The sequence below is a fragment of the Arthrobacter sp. H5 genome, from assembly GCF_000520595.1.
Taxonomy (GTDB): domain Bacteria; phylum Actinomycetota; class Actinomycetes; order Actinomycetales; family Micrococcaceae; genus Arthrobacter_D.
In genome coordinates this window covers 88,231-104,744 of the sequence record NZ_KI915000.1, presented here as the reverse complement: position 1 = coordinate 104,744, position 16,514 = coordinate 88,231, and the positions used below count along the sequence as shown (strand labels likewise).

Here is a 16,514-nt window from a genome sequence, read left to right as displayed (position 1 = left end):
TGTTTTGTGCGTGGGCGGCAGCGCTAGACGCCTGCCGATCCCCGGCGCCCAACACGCTGTCCTTCCCCACGAGGTGCTGGACCTCCCCGTTCTCCCGTCTTCCCTTGCGATCATTGGCGGTGGCCACACAGGTGCGCAACTGGCCACGATCTTTGATGCCCTGGGATCGCGGGTGACGCTGCTGGATCTCGCTCCCCGGATTCTCACCACCGAGGATGAGGACGTTTCCGCGGTGGTGACGGAAGGTTTCCGTTCGCGCGGAATCAGGGTCGAAACAGGGATCGCGGGCATCTCCGGGATTGAAGAGAACGACGGCGGCGGGCTGCGGATCCAATGGAGCGGCGGGTCCGGTTCGACGCCCGAAGACGTGGACGCAGTGGTGATGGCAGCCGGATGGCCCGCCAACGTTGAAGGCCTTGGCCTAGACGCCGCCAGCATATCGACCCGGCGCGGGGCAATTCCCGTAGACAACTATCTACGCTCCAACGCTTCGCATGTGTTTGTGGCCGGGGATGCCAACGGAACGTCGATGCTGGTTCAAGCCGCTGTATTTGAGGGTGAAACGGCCGCAGAAAACGCCGTTCTTGGGGCCCACCGGACCACCCCGCACCACCTGCTGCCGGAGGGAGGCTTTACGGATCCCGACTACGCCGGAGTTGGGCTCACCGAAGCGCAGGCGAGGGTGCGTGACGCGTCGATCGCCGTCGTCGTTGTCCCCTACGCGGCCGTGGAGCGGCCCATCATCGACGACCGGGAGCAGGGTTTTCTGAAGCTGGTCACCGATCGGCACCGCGAGCTCATTCTCGGCGCGCATGCGGTGGGTGAAAACGCTGTAGAAGTGATTCAGGCGGTGGCCTCAGCCATGGCAGCGGGAACCGATGTTGCAACGTTGGCACGTGTGAAATTTGCCTATCCGACGTACAGTTCGATTATCGGGCAGGCGGCTCGGAACCTGCTGAGATCTTAAGGCGGCGTTCGTCGCCGACTGCTAGTGTGAGAAGCAGAATCGACTAGAAAGCTTACTTATTATCGAGCATCTGGGCGTAGGACACAGGCTGTCCGGCGCGCCCTTCATCGGACGCAATGAGGAGCAGATATGGCAACAGCTGACAAGAAGTTCACCGTCACGCAGGAATCTTCCAGCAAGCATCCGCCCGATTGGGGGCGGGCCATGGCCATGGCTATCAGCGAACTGGTGGATCTTGCCCGCGAAGCCGGTGACGTGGTTGAACATGAGAACCTGTACGGCGAGGACCTGCACCTGTTTGTGCGGGAAACGGACGACGGCGTAGACATCACCATGTCCTGGACGCCCAAGGACTCTCAGAATCCTTCGCCCTCCCGCTCGGAGTGGGAAATCTGACGATCGGCTCTTGGATCCGCGGTGAACTTATCGCGGCTGTGGCCTCTCGGGTGCCGCCTGATCTGGGTAGGCCAGCGCTGGTTGCTGTGGATGGCGTGGACGGTTCGGGAAAAACGCGGTTTGCTGACGAACTGGCTGGCGAGTTGATGGATGTCGGAGTAGCCGTGATCAGGGCATCGGTTGACGATTTTCATCACCTGCGCCGGATTCGATACCGGCGCGGTGTGTCCTCACCTCTTGGCTTCTGGCTTGACTCCTTCAATTACGCACGCTTTGTCGGCGAGCTGCTGGAGCCACTCGGCGCTTCCGGAAACCGCCGTTACCGGACGTCCGCCCATGATCTTGGCACCGACGCTGAGGTATATCCACCATTTCGGGTTGCACCGGATGATGCCGTCCTGTTGGTGGAAGGGATCTTTTTGCATCGGACAGAGTTGCGGGGCTATTGGGACTTTTCAGTTTTCCTCGACGTCTCGTTTGAGACGTCCTATGCCCGGATGGCAGAACGGGACGGATCACCGGCGGATCCGCAGCACCGCTCCAACCACCGGTATCTGGAAGGGCAGAAGCTGTACTTGCAGGAAGCTCAGCCGTTGCAGTCCGCCACAGTTGTGGTGGACAACAATGAGCTGGCGGCACCGTGGATGCACATCACGGACGGACTCATCCCCCACAGAGGGCCTCAACCGGTGCCAACGGCACAATCCCCTCGGCCTTGGCCCGCAGATCGGGGCTCACAGTAACCAGCGCGTCCGCCTGCAGCATGGTGACGGCAAGGTACTCCGCATCGTAAGTCGTGTCCCAATGCTGCTCACGGGCGATCCTCCAGGCGGTGCGGCGTGACACCCTGTCCCCGAGCAGGCGGATCTTCAGTTCGGTCAGACGGTCGTGGTGCTGCAGTGCCTCCTGTTCGGTGAACTCGGAGCATTGGACCGCCGCGAGCAGCAACGAGAGCGCCTGCGAGCGAATGATGGTCGGCGCAACAAGCTGATTCCTGGCACTGACCTGGAGCTCATTGACCAGGAGATGCAGAACGGTGGGGGCGTCGATCACGTAACGCGTCATAGCGGCACAGTAGTCCAAGCAGCGCGTACTGCCAATCAACGCAACCCCAGCGCCCAACGCCCGACCCCAGCGCCAGCGCCCAGCCGCCCCCGCCTGACCCCAACGCCAGCCGTCAGACGCCCTACCCCAACGCCCAGCCACCCCCGCCCGGCCCCAGCGCCAGCCGTCCGAAAGAGCTAGAACGGCGGTTCGGGGAGGGTGGTGTAGGTCTTGCCGGCAAGCGACGCGGCCAGGATTAGTCCCGGTTCCGGCTGCCTGTAATGCCAGAATCCTTCGGTCTTGAACATATGGTGGCGTTTGCAGAACGCGGAAAGGTTACCGTGCGTGGTTTTCCCGCCGGACGCCCATGGAATTGTATGATCGATCTCAGCCTTGGAGGCCGGACGGTTGCAGCCGGGGTGTCTGCAGGCCCGATCCCTGGTAACCACCCATTTCCGTAACCCGGCAGGTGGACGGTAGGAATCCCGCCCCACGCTCAGCACCACGCCGCTCTCCGGATGCGTCAGGATTCTGGTGAACGAGGCTGCGTGTCCCGCGAGCATGGCGGCTATTTCCGGATCGATTGGGCCATAGCCCTCCAATTCCCCTGGCGCGCACCCCTCAAAACTCAACTTCGGTGAACTGTGGGCCGTTCCATCCTCGTCTGCGCAGCCTTGCCCAGCCGGGCCGTCGGAGTCTGCACGACCGTCGCCAACCGGGCCGTTGGTAGCGGCACAACTGCAGGCGGGCGGACCGGAAGCATCCGCACGGCTGCAGCCGCTGCCCATCACAGGGCAGTCCTTGCGGTGGCCCAGTAACGTCATCACCGGAACACTGACCGAAACGCTGGCACCGATGCCGCGGAAACCCGTACCAGCTTCCGCGGCTCCTGCGCATCCGCGGCTCCTGCGCAGGTGTGGGTCAATACATCGGTGAACACATCGGCGCGCAGTTGGGCCAGGGTCCGGGTTTCCTCCGGACACTGCACGGAGCGTGCAGCAGAGTCAACGCGATTGTAGATTCCATACGCCTGCTCCGCCGGCAGGTAGGCGCCGAGCCAGGCCATCCCATCCCGCTCAGGCTCCACCGTGACATTCCTATCCCTGACCGCCTTCTCCCGCCGGGTCCGGATGGACTCCGGATGGAACTCCTCCCGCAGCCGCCGTGCGCGTCTCCCGAGCTTGGCAACTGTGGAATCCTCAGCGACCGTCAACAGTTGCTGCTCGAATTCTGGAACCGCTGCGGCAGGCAGACCGGCGCACTCCTGCACCCACGGCCACCGCATGCCGGCGAGAGAGGCGACCTTCCTGAAGCGATTCCAATGTGGGCTTGTTATACGCCGTCAGCAGCACTGATTCCTCAACCAGTCGTTTCGCCGACCCCATGGGGATCCGCAGCACGCAGGCTATCTCTGCCGCGGCGAGTGAACCCGTCAGCTGATCCCCGGACACACCAGTGAAACCATGTCCAGCAGCGCGCTCACCAGCAAGACTCCTGATCCGTGACGTTAGCCGGACCTCCACGGCATCTACCCACGAACGCAGTATCGCAAGCTCCCGCATACCATCCAGTGCAGCTTCGAAGTCCAGCTCTCCCACCGGCGGATGCACCGCCTGACCGTCCAGCCCCTGCGGATTTGCGCCCACGGCCGGCTGGTCGGAGGACCACACCAACATCCCAGCGGCCTCGGCGTACTGCGGATCATCCACGTCTTCCGAGTCCTCCAAAAACTCCGAGGCATTCAAAGACTCCGAGTCCTCCATAAATTCCGGGGCATCCACGTCTTCGGGAAGGCTCGCGGCGTCAATATACTCCCTCTGCTCAACCATGCCCTCCGGGTCCTCCCACTCCCGTGGAGGTTCCGGATGGCAGCACGGACCCGTGCCGCCACACCAGCGGTCAATACGTTCCCAACAGGCAAAGCCTGTCTCTTCCGAATTCATAAAACCAGTTCATCATCCGCCTCTGACATTCTTATCCGAACACCAGTACTCATTAGCTGGTTCAGAGAAATCCCGACCTTAAGCCGGAGGCGGGACACAACAAGGGCGCCCCACCCTCAGGTGGGACGCCCTCCAGCGGGGCGCTGCGCCGTCGTACTCTTTAGTTTTCGGCGACTTCGGCTGCTTCATTGATCATGGGCAGCCACTTGTCCAAAGCCCACGGAAGGCTCAGCGGGCTGGCGGCCGAGATCGAAAGTGTCAACGTGTTGTCGGCATCCGCCACCAAAGCACCCGACTCGACTGCAGGGATCTGGCTCAGCAGCGGGTCTTCCGGGATGGCCTGCTTGATGGCCTCGTCGGCAACCCAGGTCACAAAGACATCGGACTCAAGTTCATTGGCACGTTCGGCAGACCACGGGATGAAGAATTCGCCCGTTTCCGGCGTATTCTCCGTGACAACGTCCGCCTGCACCATACCAAGAGCGCTCAGGAACCGCGGCCGGTTGTCCCCCGCTGTGTACATGCTGACGGCATCGGGGGTATTGGGTGCCAGATTCCCGAAGATAAAACTCTTTCCCTCGATGGCCGGGTATTCCGCCGCTGCCGCGGAGACCGCTTCCTCCGTGCTGGCGATAAGCTCGCCCGCCTGCTCCGAGAGTCCAAGCGCTTCACCGATCATCCGCGTGGAGTCCTGCCATGCGGTGCCAAACGGCGCCTCCGGGTAAGCCACCACCGGAGCTATTTCGCTCAACGTGTTGTAGTCCTCTTCGCTCAGGCCCGAGTATGCGGCCAGAATGACATCAGGGTTGGTGGCCGCGATCTCGTCAAACGCTATCCCGTCGGCCTCCGAGTACTGCACCGGTGCGTTCTCGCTCCCGATGGCGGCATCCAGCTCCTCCAGTTTGGCGTCCTTCCACGGGGTGGAGCCCTTCTCGTTGGCGCCGTACTCGTCGAGAGGCATCCCAACCGGGACAACGCCCAGCGCCAGGGCAACATCCTGATTGACCCAGGAAACGGTGGAGACGCGCTCCGGCTTCTCTTCGATGACTGTTTCTCCGAAGACATGCTCAACGGTGACGGGGAACGCATCAGCCGAGCCCGCATCATTTCCACCCTCGGCGCCGCTGCCACCACCGGCTGGACCGGTGGAGCAGGCAGAGAGGGAAAGTACGGCAACGGCTGCTACGGCGGCGGCGCGGCTAACTACGCGCATTCGTGAGAGGGCCACGGGGCTCCTTGGCTTTCGTGTGACGGGTCATGGGCAGACCGTCCGGATGATACGAAAGTAAGGTTAGCCTACGCTTTCCAAAATTACGAAATGTTTGTGTAGCCTAATTATCACGAGCCTCGCGTGTTTTCTTGTCGTTGGCCTGCTGAATGGCGTCCACAAGCTCGCTCTTGCTCATCGTCGAGCGCTTTGGAATGTCAAGCCGCTTGGCCAAGCCATACAGATGCTCCTTGCTGGCGTTCGCATCCACACCACCGGCGGTCTCCCGTGACGTGTTCTTGCCGCCCGTGGCTTGTTCATCCGACGGACCCTTACCGTTTTTCTTTTCCCAGTGATCGCCAACCTTTTCGTGGGTTTGCTTCAGCGCGCTGAAGGCAGTGCGGTGCGCCCGTTCGCCATCGCCGTATTCTTCCTCGGCGGAGTCCAACGTCTTTGCGTAGGTTTCCTGGGCCTTTTTCCCGGACCGCTGCAGAGTGCTGGGCAGCTCACCGGTCTTGACCTTGCCATTCCTGGTTGTTTTAGGCATGTGCTCATCTCCGTCCGTAACGACTGCTCTTCGTGAGAGTGTAAGCCTGCTTAGTGACCCGCAAGAGTTTAAAGCAATGTGGGCTCGGCCGGCGCGGCAATCCCGGCCAGATACCTGGCCAACACCCGCGGTGCCGAACGTGGCGCCTCAGCCTCCACCGCCGCGTTGTAATTGGTGTTTGTGTTGACGTCATAGGTGAGGATTCGGCCGTCAGCGGTCTCGATGAACTCGATGCCGCACACTTCGAGGTTGTTCCGCCGGGCAAATTCCTCGTACTTGGCGATGATGGGGTGATTGAAGTTTTGGCGCAGACTGAACAGCTGCTGGTCAGCCTCAGGCTGGATGGTGGCTCCGGGAGGCATGATCGGCTTCCCCGTCTCCGGGTCTATTGCGCAGGCATCGGCCGGGCACAGCTGGAAGCCGCCCCGTGCGGTGTCCGCCTGGATGGCGTAAACGAACTCGCCGCCCACAATCTCCACCCGGGTGATGATGGGTTCGGCCGCCTGGATGTACTCCTGGATGAGAGTGATGCCATCCTGCGGCTCCTCAAACTCATCCGATGAAACGTACTCAGCCAACTCTTCGTGGCTCTCGAACTTCCTCACGCCCAGTCCCTTACCGCCCTGGTTGTGCTTGGTGATGAAAGGCGTTGGGAAATTCCGCGCCGCTTCAACAACCCTGTCCCGGCCAATGGCTGCAACGGTGCGCGGCGTTTCGATGCCGGCGGCACGAAGAGCCGTCAACTGGTCCACTTTGCTCATCTCCAGTTCGAGGATCCGCCTGCCGTTAACCGTTCGACGGCCATGGGCTTCCAGCCACGCAAGCACGGCGCGGGCGTAGTCCTTTGATAAACCATGATCGCGGGTGTGGGACGACGCACTGATCCGGGACCAGAAGATTCCCTCGGGCGGAGTGGCATCAAGGTCAAGCACTCCGTCCGTCAAGAGCCACTCTTCAAACTCGACGCCCTCCTGTTCAAAGGCGTGGGCAAAGGGCGGGAACCACTCGGGATTCTCATGCAGGGCGTAAATTGTGGTCATGGCAATGTAACCGTGTGCTCAGGCAACCTATTCCGTGGGGAGGAAGATTCCGTTGCCCGGTCCCAGCGGTAGATCCAGGAAGAAGAACACGCTGAGGATCGCAACCCAGGCCAGCCAGAACGGCACCACAAAGGGCAGCATCCGGGCAATGAGCGTACCCAACCCGGCCTCCGGCTCATACCGGCGCAGCATGGTCAGCAGCACAATCATGTACGGGTTGAGCGGCGTGATCACCTGAGTGGCTGAGTCGCCCACGCGGAAGGCACCCTGGATGAACGCCGGTTCGTAGCCGAGGAGGACAAACAATGGAACAAACACCGCAGCCATCAGCGTCCACATGGCCGAGCCGGAGATGATGAACAGATTCAGCAGTGACGCCAGCACAATGAAGCCCAGGATCGCCGGGTATCCGGTGAGACCAATCGCTTCCAGCCCGCCGGCGCCCGCCACCGCAATCCATTGACCGATCCCGGACCAGTTGAACAGTGCGATGAACTGCCCAAGAATAAACGCCAGGACCAGGAACCCCACCATGTCCCGGACGGCCTCCCCCATGACGCGGGGAACGTCTTTGCCCGTGGCGATAGTGCCCACAACCTTCCCGTACACCAGGCCGGGCACCACAAACATGGTGAAGACAATGAACACGATTGAGCCAAGCAGCGGTGAATCAGGCAGGAACTCACCCTCTTCGTTGCGCCACGGCGAACCCGGCACAACAAATGCCAACACCATGACGACGGCGACTAGAGCTCCGGTGATCAGCGCCCACTTCAGCCCGCGTGCCTCGACCGGCTCCAGTTCCGCTTTCAGGTTCGGTGTCGCAGCCTTCGGCGCGTCCGGCTCATCCGCAACCTCGTCGAGCGAGATGCCCTGCCGGTTCAGGCGCGGCTCCAGCACCTTGTCGATGATGAATCCGGAAATTGCCATCAACACCAGCGATGACACAACGTTGAAGAAGTAATTTGATACCGGGGTGACCGGGGACCCAGCGTTGGGCAGAGTCTCTGTGACCGCCGTCGTAATCCCGGCAAATAACGCATCCAGGCTGGTGACAAGCAGGTTGGTGGAGTAGCCTGCGCCGGCCGCTGCAAACCCGCCCAGTAGGCCTGCGACAGGGTGCCGCCCGGCCGCCTTGAAAACCAGGGCGGCGAGCGGCGGGATGACCACAAACGCGGCGTCGGACATGATCGATCCGAGAACGCCAACCACTCCGACGGCGTAGGGCAGCGCCCAGCGAGGCGCAGAACCGAACGCTTTGCGGATCATAGCGGCCAGCAGTCCCGACTTTTCGGCCACTCCAACAGCGAGGAGGATCGGGAGCACGGTCACCAACGGTGGGAAGCCGAGGTAGTTTGGTCCAAGGTTCTGGGTCAGCCAGGTGAGCCCCTCAGCCGTGAACAGGCCACGGATCTCGGTGATCTCATCGCTGCCCGGCAGTTGGACGGTGACGTTGGCCCAGGCCATGGCTGTCGAGACCACTGCCGTGATAGCGAACAGGATGAGGAACAGCATGAACGGTTCGGGCAGTTTGTTGCCTGCCTTTTCCACACCGTTCAGAAATCGGTCGGTCAAGCTGCGCCGTGTGCCTGCGTTCGCTGACATGGTGGTGCTCCTTCTCTGGTCCTGCTAATCAAAGAAGGCGGGTACATCGATCGGCCCGCCCTGGGCTTCAAATTCCTCGTGAACAGCGCGCTGCAATTCCGGGTCACACAGATAATCCAGCGCTGTGAGCGCAAGGCCGGCGGCGCCGTCGTACGCTCCGCGTTCCGCTGCCTCCGTGCATGCCGCTGCCGCAAAGTCCTTGGTGTGCAAGGCGGTCTCCGATCCGGCAATCTTGATCAGCGGATGAATCCCGGGGATGCGGTAACTAACGTTCCCAAAGTCGGTGGATGCGGCGAGGGTGTCGGAGACAACGCCAGCGGGCAGCGGCTGCCTGCCCCTCCGTTGCTGGGATTCCACCCAGCGGCCGGTCAGTGCGGTGTTGGTCCGAATTGGCAACGACGGCGGATGCTCGTCCCAGCGCAGATCAACCCCGGTGCCGGTCATCAGGGCGGCACCCCGGGCCACGTCGGCCAGACGGTTGCTGAGGTCCTTCAGTGTCTCCGGGTGACGGGAACGAGCGTACAGCTTCATGACCGCGCGGCTGGGAATGATGTTGGGACTCTCCCCACCCTCGGTGATGTTGGTGTGCACCCTATCGGAGGGCGGAAGTTGTTGCCGGAGCAGCCCAATGCCCTGGTAGGCGAGATTGGCGGCGTCGAGCGCGTTGCGTCCCATGAACGGCTGGGCGGACGCGTGTGCGGCGATGCCCGTGAAGGTGACGGTGAGCAGGCGGCGGCCCAGCCAGACCTGGTCGGCAAGGTCGTAGCCATAGGGGTGGACCATGATGGCTGCATCGATGCAGTTAAACGCACCGTGCTGAGCCATCACTTCCTTGCCGGAATGCCCCTCCTCCGCCGGGGTGCCGAGAAACACCACCCGGCCCTTCAATTGGTCCTTGATACTGGTCAGCGCCAGGAACGCTCCGACGCCGGTGGCTGCGATGACATTGTGACCGCAGGCATGCCCGATGTCCGGTAGAGCGTCATACTCGCTGAGGATCGCGATGGTCTTCCCGGGCTTTCCGCCCACGATTTCTGCCCGGAGCGCGGTATCGACTCCATGGACGCCGGTTGTCACGTCGATGCCGTGCTTTGCCAGGACCTCCCCCAAAACATGAGCACTGTGGTGCTCTTGGTACGCGGTTTCGGGGTTGGCATGAAGCGTGTGGACAATATGGTCGAGGTCCTCGCTGACGGCTGCGACATGCCGTTCGATCGACGCCCTGAGTGCTTCCGGCGCACCCGTGTAGAGCGCCTGAGCTGGCGTCGCTGTGGCCAGAGTTGCAGCCCTTAGTTGTGTCTCGGCCGCGATCTGCTGAAGGTATGCCGGGTCCGGCAAAGCTGGTTCGGTCATCTAGGTAGCTTAGGCAACCATGTGGCAAAGCGGCAGTGCGGGCAGGAAATCAGGAGTAACAAAGCCCAGCCGCAATGTGTCCGGTGCGAACAAATAATCACGGCGAAACGCCCCGCAACACCCGCGGGGCATTCTTGAATTACCGGCCGAAACTGCCCAATTCCGCCAAGGCATAAGGACTCACCATGTCTCTGCTCACCAGCACTGAAATCATCCGCATCCGCGACCTCGGCGGCCTTCGCCGGGGCGATGAAGTCGAAGCACACTGCCGCAAGGAAGTCCATTACCGCGGCAAGGTCGAGGACACCGCTCCCGGCATCGGCGTGGTCTGGATCCGCGACGACGCCGATGGACGGCGCGCAATTCTCCACGCTGACGAATACGCCATCTGGCAGATCCGCACAGCGCCGGTCGAAGCCGGTCTCGCGGCTTAACAAACAACACCACACACGAAGGCGCCACCTGCCTGACGATTAAGGGAGGTAGCGCCGTCGTTCTGTGAATTCGGCTAGCGGATTGGCTCCCGCTCAACCGCGGCTTCGTGCTCATCATGTGCCCGCTTGATGAGGGCCATGAACTCAGTCTCATGACGAATGAGCCGCTTGTACTTCTCGGGAAGCTGTCGCAGCATCTTCTCTTCCGCGACCATGCGGTTGTAGATCTTCTCGCGTTCGTTGATATCCGTCTCGTAACCGAGGTCGAGGTACTCGGTCGCATGGCGCTTTGCTCCGGAAACGGCGTTCTTGGCCTTTCCCTTGGGGCTGAAAAGCGAGGCCAGGACAGTGATCACCAGTGCGCCAAGAATGACGCTCAGGGACAGCTCAGTGGAGATCTCCACAACGTTCACCGGTTCGCCATCATTGATAAACGGCAGATTGTTCTCATGCAGCGCGTGCAGGATCAGCTTCACGCCGATGAAGCCGAGGATCGCCGCTAGCCCGTAGGACAGGTAGATGAGCCGGTCAAGCAGTCCATCGATCAGGAAGTACAGCTGGCGCAGGCCCATCAGTGAAAACGCAGTCGCGGTGAAGACAATGAAGACGTTCTGCGTCAGGCCAAAAATGGCCGGAATAGAGTCGAGCGCAAAGAGGATGTCAGTGCCGCCGATCGCCACCATGACCAGCAACATCGGGGTGAGCACGCGCTTGCCATTCTCCACGGTGAACAGTTTGTCGCCGTCGTAATGCTCTGTGGCCGGCAGGAAACGCTTGGCGAGCCGCACAACCAGCCCGTCCTGTTCGCCGTCATGTGCGTTGGGTTTCAGTAGGTTGCCCGCGGTCAGGAGCAGGATCAAGCCGAAGATGTAGAACACCCAGGCAAACTGGTTAATGAGGGCCGCACCCAGGAAGATGAAACCCGTCCGTGCAATCAACGAGAAAACGATACCGAAGAGCAGCACCTTCTGCTGGTCCGCCCGTGGCACCCGGAAGCTGGCCATGATGATCAGGAACACAAAGAGGTTGTCCACGGACAACGCCTTTTCGGTGACGTAGCCGGCAAAATACTCCGTGCCCATGGTCGCGCCGCCAAAGATGAGAACTCCAACGCCAAACAGCAGGGCGATTCCTACATAGATGGCTGACCAGACGCCTGCTTCCTTCAGGGAGGGCGTGTGGGCCTTACGGACGTGGAAGAAGAAATCGAACAGCAGCAGCCCTACAATCCCTGCGATCGTGAATATCCAAACGATTGTGGGAACTTCCATGCGCTGACTCCTTAGGATGGACTGCTGAGTCTCACCGTAGTTTGCGCGTTGGCGCGGCCGCAACACGGGACCCAAGTAGATTGAAGCCATGAGGCCTTCAACCATGCGCAGCGCAGTCCTTCACCGGTCCGGATCGGTGCGACCCTACGCGGCCAGCGCACCATTGAAACTCGAGGAGCTGACTGTGCCAACGCCGCGCGCAGGCGAGGTACTGGTGCGGATCGAGCGCGCAAGCCTGTGCCACTCCGATCTGTCAGTCATCGACGGCTCAAGGCCGCGGCCGCTGCCCATGGCGCTGGGTCACGAGGCCACGGGCGTCATTGACGACGTCGGACCCGGCGTGATCGATGTCTCCCCCGGCGACCACGTGGTGCTTGTCTTTGTTCCCAGCTGCGGGACCTGCCGTGCCTGCGATGCCGGCCGGCCATCGCTCTGCCATCGCGCGGCCGAGGTCAACGGCAGCGGTGACCTGCTGCACGGTCCGGCCATCCTGCGCTCCTGTCACGGCGCCCGGATCAACCACCATCTGGGCGTGTCCGCCTTCTCCGAGTATGCAGTGGTGGCGAGGGAGTCCGTGGTGGTGATTGACGACGACGTCCCGTTCGCCGTCGCGGCCATGTTTGGTTGCGCCGCCCTCACCGGAATGGGCGCGGTGCTGAATACGGCTCAGCTGATGGAGGGCCAGTCGGTCATTGTGTTTGGGATGGGCGCCGTGGGGCTGACCGCAGTGATGGCTGCGGCACACCTGCGGGGAACTACGGTCATAGCCATTGATCCGCTGGAACAAAAACGGGAGCTCGCCCTGCGTTGCGGCGCTTCGGTGGCCGGCTCACCGGAGCAGGCCGCCGCGTTGGTGGCAGAACTGACCGGAGATGGGGTTGACGTGGCACTAGAAGCTGTGGGCAGTGCCGCCGTCATGGAGTCCTGTCTGGCACTGCTGACCCGGGGCGGGGCGCTGGTTTCAGTGGGACTACCGCATCCGGACCAGAGCATCACCACCCAGGCGCTCCAGTTCGCCGGTGCTGGCAAACGACTCCTGGGATCCTACATGGGCGATTCCATTCCGGACCGGGACATTCCCAGGTACCTCGACCTGTGGCGCGCAGGTGACCTGCCCGTCGAGTTGCTGCATACCGACACCCGTCCACTGTCGGAGATCAACCAGGCGCTGGACGACCTCGCCGATGGGCTGGTGGTGCGGCGGCTGTTCAACATGACCGGGTAAGAACGCACGTGCGGTGTTAGTACTTGATGGTTCCGATCAGGTCGATAATACGGTCAATGGTTTCCGGGTCGGATTCCTCCGGCATGGCCCCAGTGCCGGTGAGTGACGCGTTGAAGTAGATCCCGTCACCCAGCAACATGACCAGGTGCACCATATCCTCGTTGTCCACCGCGTCCATCAGCACGGTGAACCATTGGGTACGGCACTCGGCCAGCAGTTCGTTGGCCTCGGGGTGCGAGCCCTGCGCCAACCGGGTGACGGCCATATTGCACCGTTCGAGCGGGCTCTCGATCTCCAGCGAACTCTTGACGTAATTGGTTGCCGCCTGATCCGGCGCGGCCTTCATGATCGCGATGTCCGCGTCCACCAGCTCGCGGAGCCTGTTGAACAGCGCCTGTGCAAGCTCATCCTTGGACTTGAAATGGTAGGTGAGCCCGCCCTTTGAAACCCCGGCACGCAGTGCAATGGCGTCAGCGTGGCGCTGCGTTCGCCGTCGTTAATCAGGATGTGCTCATAGGCATCAATCAGCCGTTGCAGTGTGGTTGGAGCGTGACCCATAAGGCCAAGTTTATGCTCTATCTTACAAACCGACTAGTCGGTTTAGTGGTACTGATCACACTGCTTTCCCGCCACCGACGACGGCGGCAGCTCCAGAAGATTCGAGGCCCACCATGAGTGAGACAACAGTCGAGAGCAACCGGGGTTCCGACGGCAAGGGCCTTGCCACCGGAACGCTGGGCGTCTTCGGCTCCGTGGTGATTGGACTCGCGTCCACCGCGCCGGTCTATTCGCTGGCCGCCACCCTCGGGTTTGTTGTGCTGGCCGTTGGAGCCCAGGCGCCGATCGCGTTCATCCTCGCGTTCATCCCCATGCTTTTCATCGCCTTCGCCTACCGCGAACTGAACCGCGACGTTCCTGACTGCGGCACCTCCTTCACCTGGGCCACCAAGGCCTTTGGTCCTTGGGTCGGGTGGATGGCCGGGTGGGGTGTGGCCGTCGCGGGAATTGTGGTCCTGGCCAACCTCGCCCAGATTGCCGGCCTCTACTTCTGGCTGCTGATTGGCGACGGCTCGCTTGCCGAGAGCCCCGCGCTGGTGACCGGAACCGGTGTCGTGTTCATTGCATTGATGACCTGGGTCAGCTACCGCGGAGTGGAAATAGGCCGAAAGCTGCAGAACGTCCTGCTGGGAATCCAGTACGTGGCATTGGTTCTCTTTGTCATCCTCGTGGTCGTCGCGTTTGCCAACGGTTCGGCCGAGAACGCAACCGCTCCCAGCCTCGACTGGTTCAATCCGTTCGCCTTCGAGAGCATCAAAGGGTTCACCGAGTCGATACTGCTGGCCCTCTTCATCTATTGGGGCTGGGACGCGTGCCTGGCCCTCAATGAGGAAACCAAAGACGCCCGTCGCATTCCCGGCCGTGCGGCGCTGATCTCAACCGTTGTTCTCCTGGTGACCTACGTCGGTGTGACTATCGCAGCCATGATGTACGCCGGCGTTGGTGACACCGGTCTGGGCCTCGCCAACGAGGACGGCGCGGAGGACGTGTTCTTCGCGTTGAAGGATGCAATCCTGGGGCCGTGGGCATGGTTGCTGGTGGTCGCCGTGCTGATTTCGGCAGTCTCGTCAACGCAGACCACCATCCTTCCCACGGCCAGGGGCACGCTCTCCATGGCCGTCTACAAGGCCCTCTCCCGCCGTTTCAGCGTGGTGCACCCACGGTTCCGGACGCCGTCGTTCTCCACGCTTGTCATGGGAATCGCGGCCATTGCGTACTACGTGCTCATGACCCTGATCAGCGAAAACATCCTGGCGGACTCGATCCTTTCGCTGGGCCTCGCCATCGCCTTCTACTACTCCATCACGGGGTACGCCTGCGTCTGGTACTTCCGCCGCGAACTATTTGCCTCGCGCCACAATTTCCTGTACAAATTCCTGCTGCCGCTGCTCGGCGCGTTGATGCTCACTGCAGCGTTCATCAAATCCGCGATAGACATGGCGACGTCGAATACGGCTTCAGCGTGATCTTCGGGATCGGCGGCACGTTTGTGGTGGGCATCGGCTCACTGGCCCTGGGACTGGTGCTGATGGTGGCCTGGCGGTTTGCGCCACGGTCCCGCGCATTCTTCCGCGGGGAAAGCCTGAACGAGGACACTGCGGTGCTGGTCCCCGACTCCCCCGAAACCTACAAGCGTTCCGTCGACGGCGGACTGGCCTAGGAAGACCAGGAGACATCCATGCGAATACTCATTATCGGCGCCGGCGGCGTCGGATCAGCAGCTGTCCGGATTGCGGTGCGCCGGCAGTTCTTCGACCTGCTGGTGATAGCGGACTACGACCCGGCGCGCCCCCAGGCGCTGATAGACGCGCTCGACGACGGCCGGCTGGTGGCTGCGCAGGTGGATGCCTCGTCCGCGGAAGCGGTTGCCGCCGTCGTGCGCGAACACGGCATTACGCACGTGCTGAATGCGGTTGATCCACGCTTTGTCATGCCCATCTTCAACGGTTGCTTCGAAGCCAAGGCAACCTACCTGGACATGGCAATGAGCCTCTCCTCACGCCACCCGGAGGCACCGTTCGAGAAGACCGGTGTGATGCTGGGCGACGAGCAGTTCGCGGCGGCGTCGGCCTGGGAAGGGGCCGGACGGCTCGCCCTGGTGGGAATCGGCGTTGAACCCGGCTTGTCCGATGTGTTTGCGCGCTACGCCGAAGATGAGCTGTTCTCCTCTATCGAAGAGCTCGGGGTGCGCGACGGCGCCAACCTCACCGTTGAAGGGTTCGATTTTGCTCCTTCGTTCTCCATCTGGACCACCATCGAGGAGTGCCTCAACCCGCCGGTGATTTTCGAGCGCGGCCGCGGCTGGTACACCACCGAGCCTTTCAGCGAGCCGGAAACGTTTGAGTTTCCGGAGGGCATTGGCCGGGTGGAGTGCGTCAACGTGGAGCATGAGGAAGTGATCCTGATGCCGCGCTGGACCTCGGCCCGGAAAGTCACCTTCAAATATGGGTTGGGCGACGAGTTCATCGACGTGCTCAAGACCCTGCACAAGCTCGGCCTGGATTCCACTGAGCCGCTCACGGTGAAGGGTGTCTCCGTTTCACCGCGGGATGTGGTGGCTGCAGCCCTTCCCGATCCGGCGACGCTGGGTGACCGTATGAAGGGGAAGACCTGCGCGGGTGTCTACGTCACGGGAGCAGGCAAGGACGGGGAACCGCGGGCCGTGTATCTCTACCACGTGGTGGACAACGAGTGGTCAATGGCCCAGTACAATTCCCAGGCGGTTGTCTGGCAAACCGCCGTCAATCCTGTGGTTGCGCTGGAATTGCTCGCCAATGGCACGTGGAAGGGCGCCGGCGTACTCGGCCCGGAAGCTTTCGATGCGCGGCCCTTCCTGGAACTGCTCGCTTCGCCCAGCGGGTACAACTCTCCGTGGGGCATCGAGGAGCGCTGAAGCACTGGGTCGAGGTCACCCCGCATGCGGG

17 protein-coding genes and 1 pseudogene are annotated in these 16,514 nt (G+C 61.9%); 7 read left to right on the top strand and 11 right to left on the bottom strand.

The features are described 5' to 3' along the window. The 3 genes from Y708_RS24910 to Y708_RS28450 form a co-directional block, all read left to right on the top strand. Positions 1 to 967 (top strand): FAD-dependent oxidoreductase (locus Y708_RS24910; RefSeq protein WP_035776245.1); only part of this gene is annotated, 967 nt, incomplete at its 5' end. Between the two features lie 129 nt (positions 968 to 1,096). Next, positions 1,097 to 1,363: a hypothetical protein gene (locus tag Y708_RS0113150; RefSeq protein ID WP_028280300.1), complete on the top strand. Its 267-nt coding sequence runs from the start codon at positions 1,097 to 1,099 to the stop codon at positions 1,361 to 1,363. Then, on the top strand, positions 1,351 to 2,106 hold the full coding sequence (locus Y708_RS28450; protein WP_216699792.1) for a nucleoside/nucleotide kinase family protein: 756 nt from the start codon (positions 1,351 to 1,353) through the stop codon (positions 2,104 to 2,106). The genes Y708_RS0113150 and Y708_RS28450 overlap by 13 nt, the downstream gene beginning before the upstream one ends. Here Y708_RS28450 and Y708_RS0113135 read toward each other — a convergent pair. The 9 genes from Y708_RS0113135 to Y708_RS0113095 all read right to left on the bottom strand — a co-directional run bounded on the left by Y708_RS0113135 (position 2,027) and on the right by Y708_RS0113095 (position 10,102). Continuing rightward, on the bottom strand, positions 2,027 to 2,428 hold the full coding sequence (locus Y708_RS0113135) for a type II toxin-antitoxin system VapC family toxin (protein ID WP_028280298.1): 402 nt from the start codon (positions 2,426 to 2,428) through the stop codon (positions 2,027 to 2,029). The two genes, Y708_RS28450 and Y708_RS0113135, sit on opposite strands and share 80 nt — an antisense overlap. A gap of 176 nt (positions 2,429 to 2,604) precedes the next feature. Continuing rightward, positions 2,605 to 3,039, bottom strand: coding sequence for an HNH endonuclease (locus tag Y708_RS27565; protein ID WP_253905808.1), 435 nt, complete (start codon positions 3,037 to 3,039; stop codon positions 2,605 to 2,607). Positions 3,040 to 3,230: 191 nt separating this feature from the next. Next, a complete protein-coding gene (locus tag Y708_RS0113125; RefSeq protein ID WP_028280296.1) occupies positions 3,231 to 3,620 on the bottom strand; it encodes a DUF222 domain-containing protein in 390 nt (129 codons plus the stop codon). After that, on the bottom strand, positions 3,607 to 4,236 hold the full coding sequence (locus tag Y708_RS0113120) for a hypothetical protein (RefSeq protein ID WP_028280295.1): 630 nt from the start codon (positions 4,234 to 4,236) through the stop codon (positions 3,607 to 3,609). Before Y708_RS0113120 ends, Y708_RS0113125 begins: the two co-directional genes overlap by 14 nt. A 274-nt stretch (positions 4,237 to 4,510) precedes the next feature. Further along, entirely contained in the window at positions 4,511 to 5,578 is a 1,068-nt protein-coding gene (locus Y708_RS0113115) for an ABC transporter substrate-binding protein (protein ID WP_028280294.1), read from the bottom strand. Between the two features lie 103 nt (positions 5,579 to 5,681). Further along, entirely contained in the window at positions 5,682 to 6,104 is a 423-nt protein-coding gene (locus Y708_RS0113110) for a ChaB family protein (protein ID WP_028280293.1), read from the bottom strand. Between the two features lie 68 nt (positions 6,105 to 6,172). Further along, complete coding sequence (locus tag Y708_RS0113105) at positions 6,173 to 7,144, bottom strand: ATP-grasp domain-containing protein (protein WP_035776243.1); 972 nt, start codon at positions 7,142 to 7,144, stop codon at positions 6,173 to 6,175. A gap of 27 nt (positions 7,145 to 7,171) precedes the next feature. Continuing rightward, positions 7,172 to 8,749: an AbgT family transporter gene (locus Y708_RS0113100; protein WP_028280291.1), complete on the bottom strand. Its 1,578-nt coding sequence runs from the start codon at positions 8,747 to 8,749 to the stop codon at positions 7,172 to 7,174. Positions 8,750 to 8,773: 24 nt separating this feature from the next. Beyond that, positions 8,774 to 10,102 (bottom strand): M20 family metallopeptidase, encoded by a 1,329-nt coding sequence (locus Y708_RS0113095; protein WP_028280290.1) that lies wholly within the window; start codon positions 10,100 to 10,102, stop codon positions 8,774 to 8,776. A 185-nt stretch (positions 10,103 to 10,287) separates the two neighbouring features. On the opposite strand from Y708_RS0113095, the gene Y708_RS0113090 reads away from it, so the two are divergent. Further along, on the top strand, positions 10,288 to 10,536 hold the full coding sequence (locus Y708_RS0113090; RefSeq protein WP_028280289.1) for a hypothetical protein: 249 nt from the start codon (positions 10,288 to 10,290) through the stop codon (positions 10,534 to 10,536). A 74-nt stretch (positions 10,537 to 10,610) separates the two neighbouring features. Here Y708_RS0113090 and Y708_RS0113085 read toward each other — a convergent pair whose 3' ends face one another. Continuing rightward, entirely contained in the window at positions 10,611 to 11,807 is a 1,197-nt protein-coding gene (locus Y708_RS0113085) for a TerC family protein (protein ID WP_028280288.1), read from the bottom strand. Positions 11,808 to 11,910: 103 nt separating this feature from the next. On the opposite strand from Y708_RS0113085, the gene Y708_RS0113080 reads away from it, so the two are divergent. Beyond that, positions 11,911 to 13,032: a zinc-binding dehydrogenase gene (locus Y708_RS0113080; protein ID WP_028280287.1), complete on the top strand. Its 1,122-nt coding sequence runs from the start codon at positions 11,911 to 11,913 to the stop codon at positions 13,030 to 13,032. 16 nt (positions 13,033 to 13,048) lie between these two features. On the opposite strand, the gene Y708_RS27560 is transcribed toward Y708_RS0113080, so the two are convergent. Continuing rightward, positions 13,049 to 13,399: a hypothetical protein gene (locus Y708_RS27560; RefSeq protein WP_051478975.1), complete on the bottom strand. Its 351-nt coding sequence runs from the start codon at positions 13,397 to 13,399 to the stop codon at positions 13,049 to 13,051. A 304-nt stretch (positions 13,400 to 13,703) separates the two neighbouring features. Between Y708_RS27560 and Y708_RS24895 the strand changes: the two are divergent. Beyond that, positions 13,704 to 15,250 (top strand): annotated as a pseudogene (locus tag Y708_RS24895) (APC family permease). An 18-nt stretch (positions 15,251 to 15,268) separates the two neighbouring features. Beyond that, entirely contained in the window at positions 15,269 to 16,483 is a 1,215-nt protein-coding gene (locus tag Y708_RS0113065) for a saccharopine dehydrogenase family protein (protein WP_028280286.1), read from the top strand. Positions 16,484 to 16,514: the final 31 nt, after the last annotated feature.

Bases quoted from the DNA above. Each gene is read 5' to 3' on its own strand.
- Y708_RS0113065 (WP_028280286.1), top strand. From the start codon at position 15,269: ATGCGAATACTCATTATCGGCGCCGGCGGCGTCGGATCAGCAGCTGTC.
- Y708_RS0113120 (WP_028280295.1), bottom strand. From the start codon at position 4,236: ATGGTTGAGCAGAGGGAGTATATTGACGCCGCGAGCCTTCCCGAAGAC.
- Y708_RS0113105 (WP_035776243.1), bottom strand. From the start codon at position 7,144: ATGACCACAATTTACGCCCTGCATGAGAATCCCGAGTGGTTCCCGCCC.
- Y708_RS0113095 (WP_028280290.1), bottom strand. From the start codon at position 10,102: ATGACCGAACCAGCTTTGCCGGACCCGGCATACCTTCAGCAGATCGCG.
- Y708_RS0113080 (WP_028280287.1), top strand. From the start codon at position 11,911: ATGCGCAGCGCAGTCCTTCACCGGTCCGGATCGGTGCGACCCTACGCG.
- Y708_RS0113150 (WP_028280300.1), top strand. From the start codon at position 1,097: ATGGCAACAGCTGACAAGAAGTTCACCGTCACGCAGGAATCTTCCAGC.
- Y708_RS0113085 (WP_028280288.1), bottom strand. From the start codon at position 11,807: ATGGAAGTTCCCACAATCGTTTGGATATTCACGATCGCAGGGATTGTA.
- Y708_RS0113100 (WP_028280291.1), bottom strand. From the start codon at position 8,749: ATGTCAGCGAACGCAGGCACACGGCGCAGCTTGACCGACCGATTTCTG.
- Y708_RS0113135 (WP_028280298.1), bottom strand. From the start codon at position 2,428: ATGACGCGTTACGTGATCGACGCCCCCACCGTTCTGCATCTCCTGGTC.
- Y708_RS0113090 (WP_028280289.1), top strand. From the start codon at position 10,288: ATGTCTCTGCTCACCAGCACTGAAATCATCCGCATCCGCGACCTCGGC.
- Y708_RS0113110 (WP_028280293.1), bottom strand. From the start codon at position 6,104: ATGCCTAAAACAACCAGGAATGGCAAGGTCAAGACCGGTGAGCTGCCC.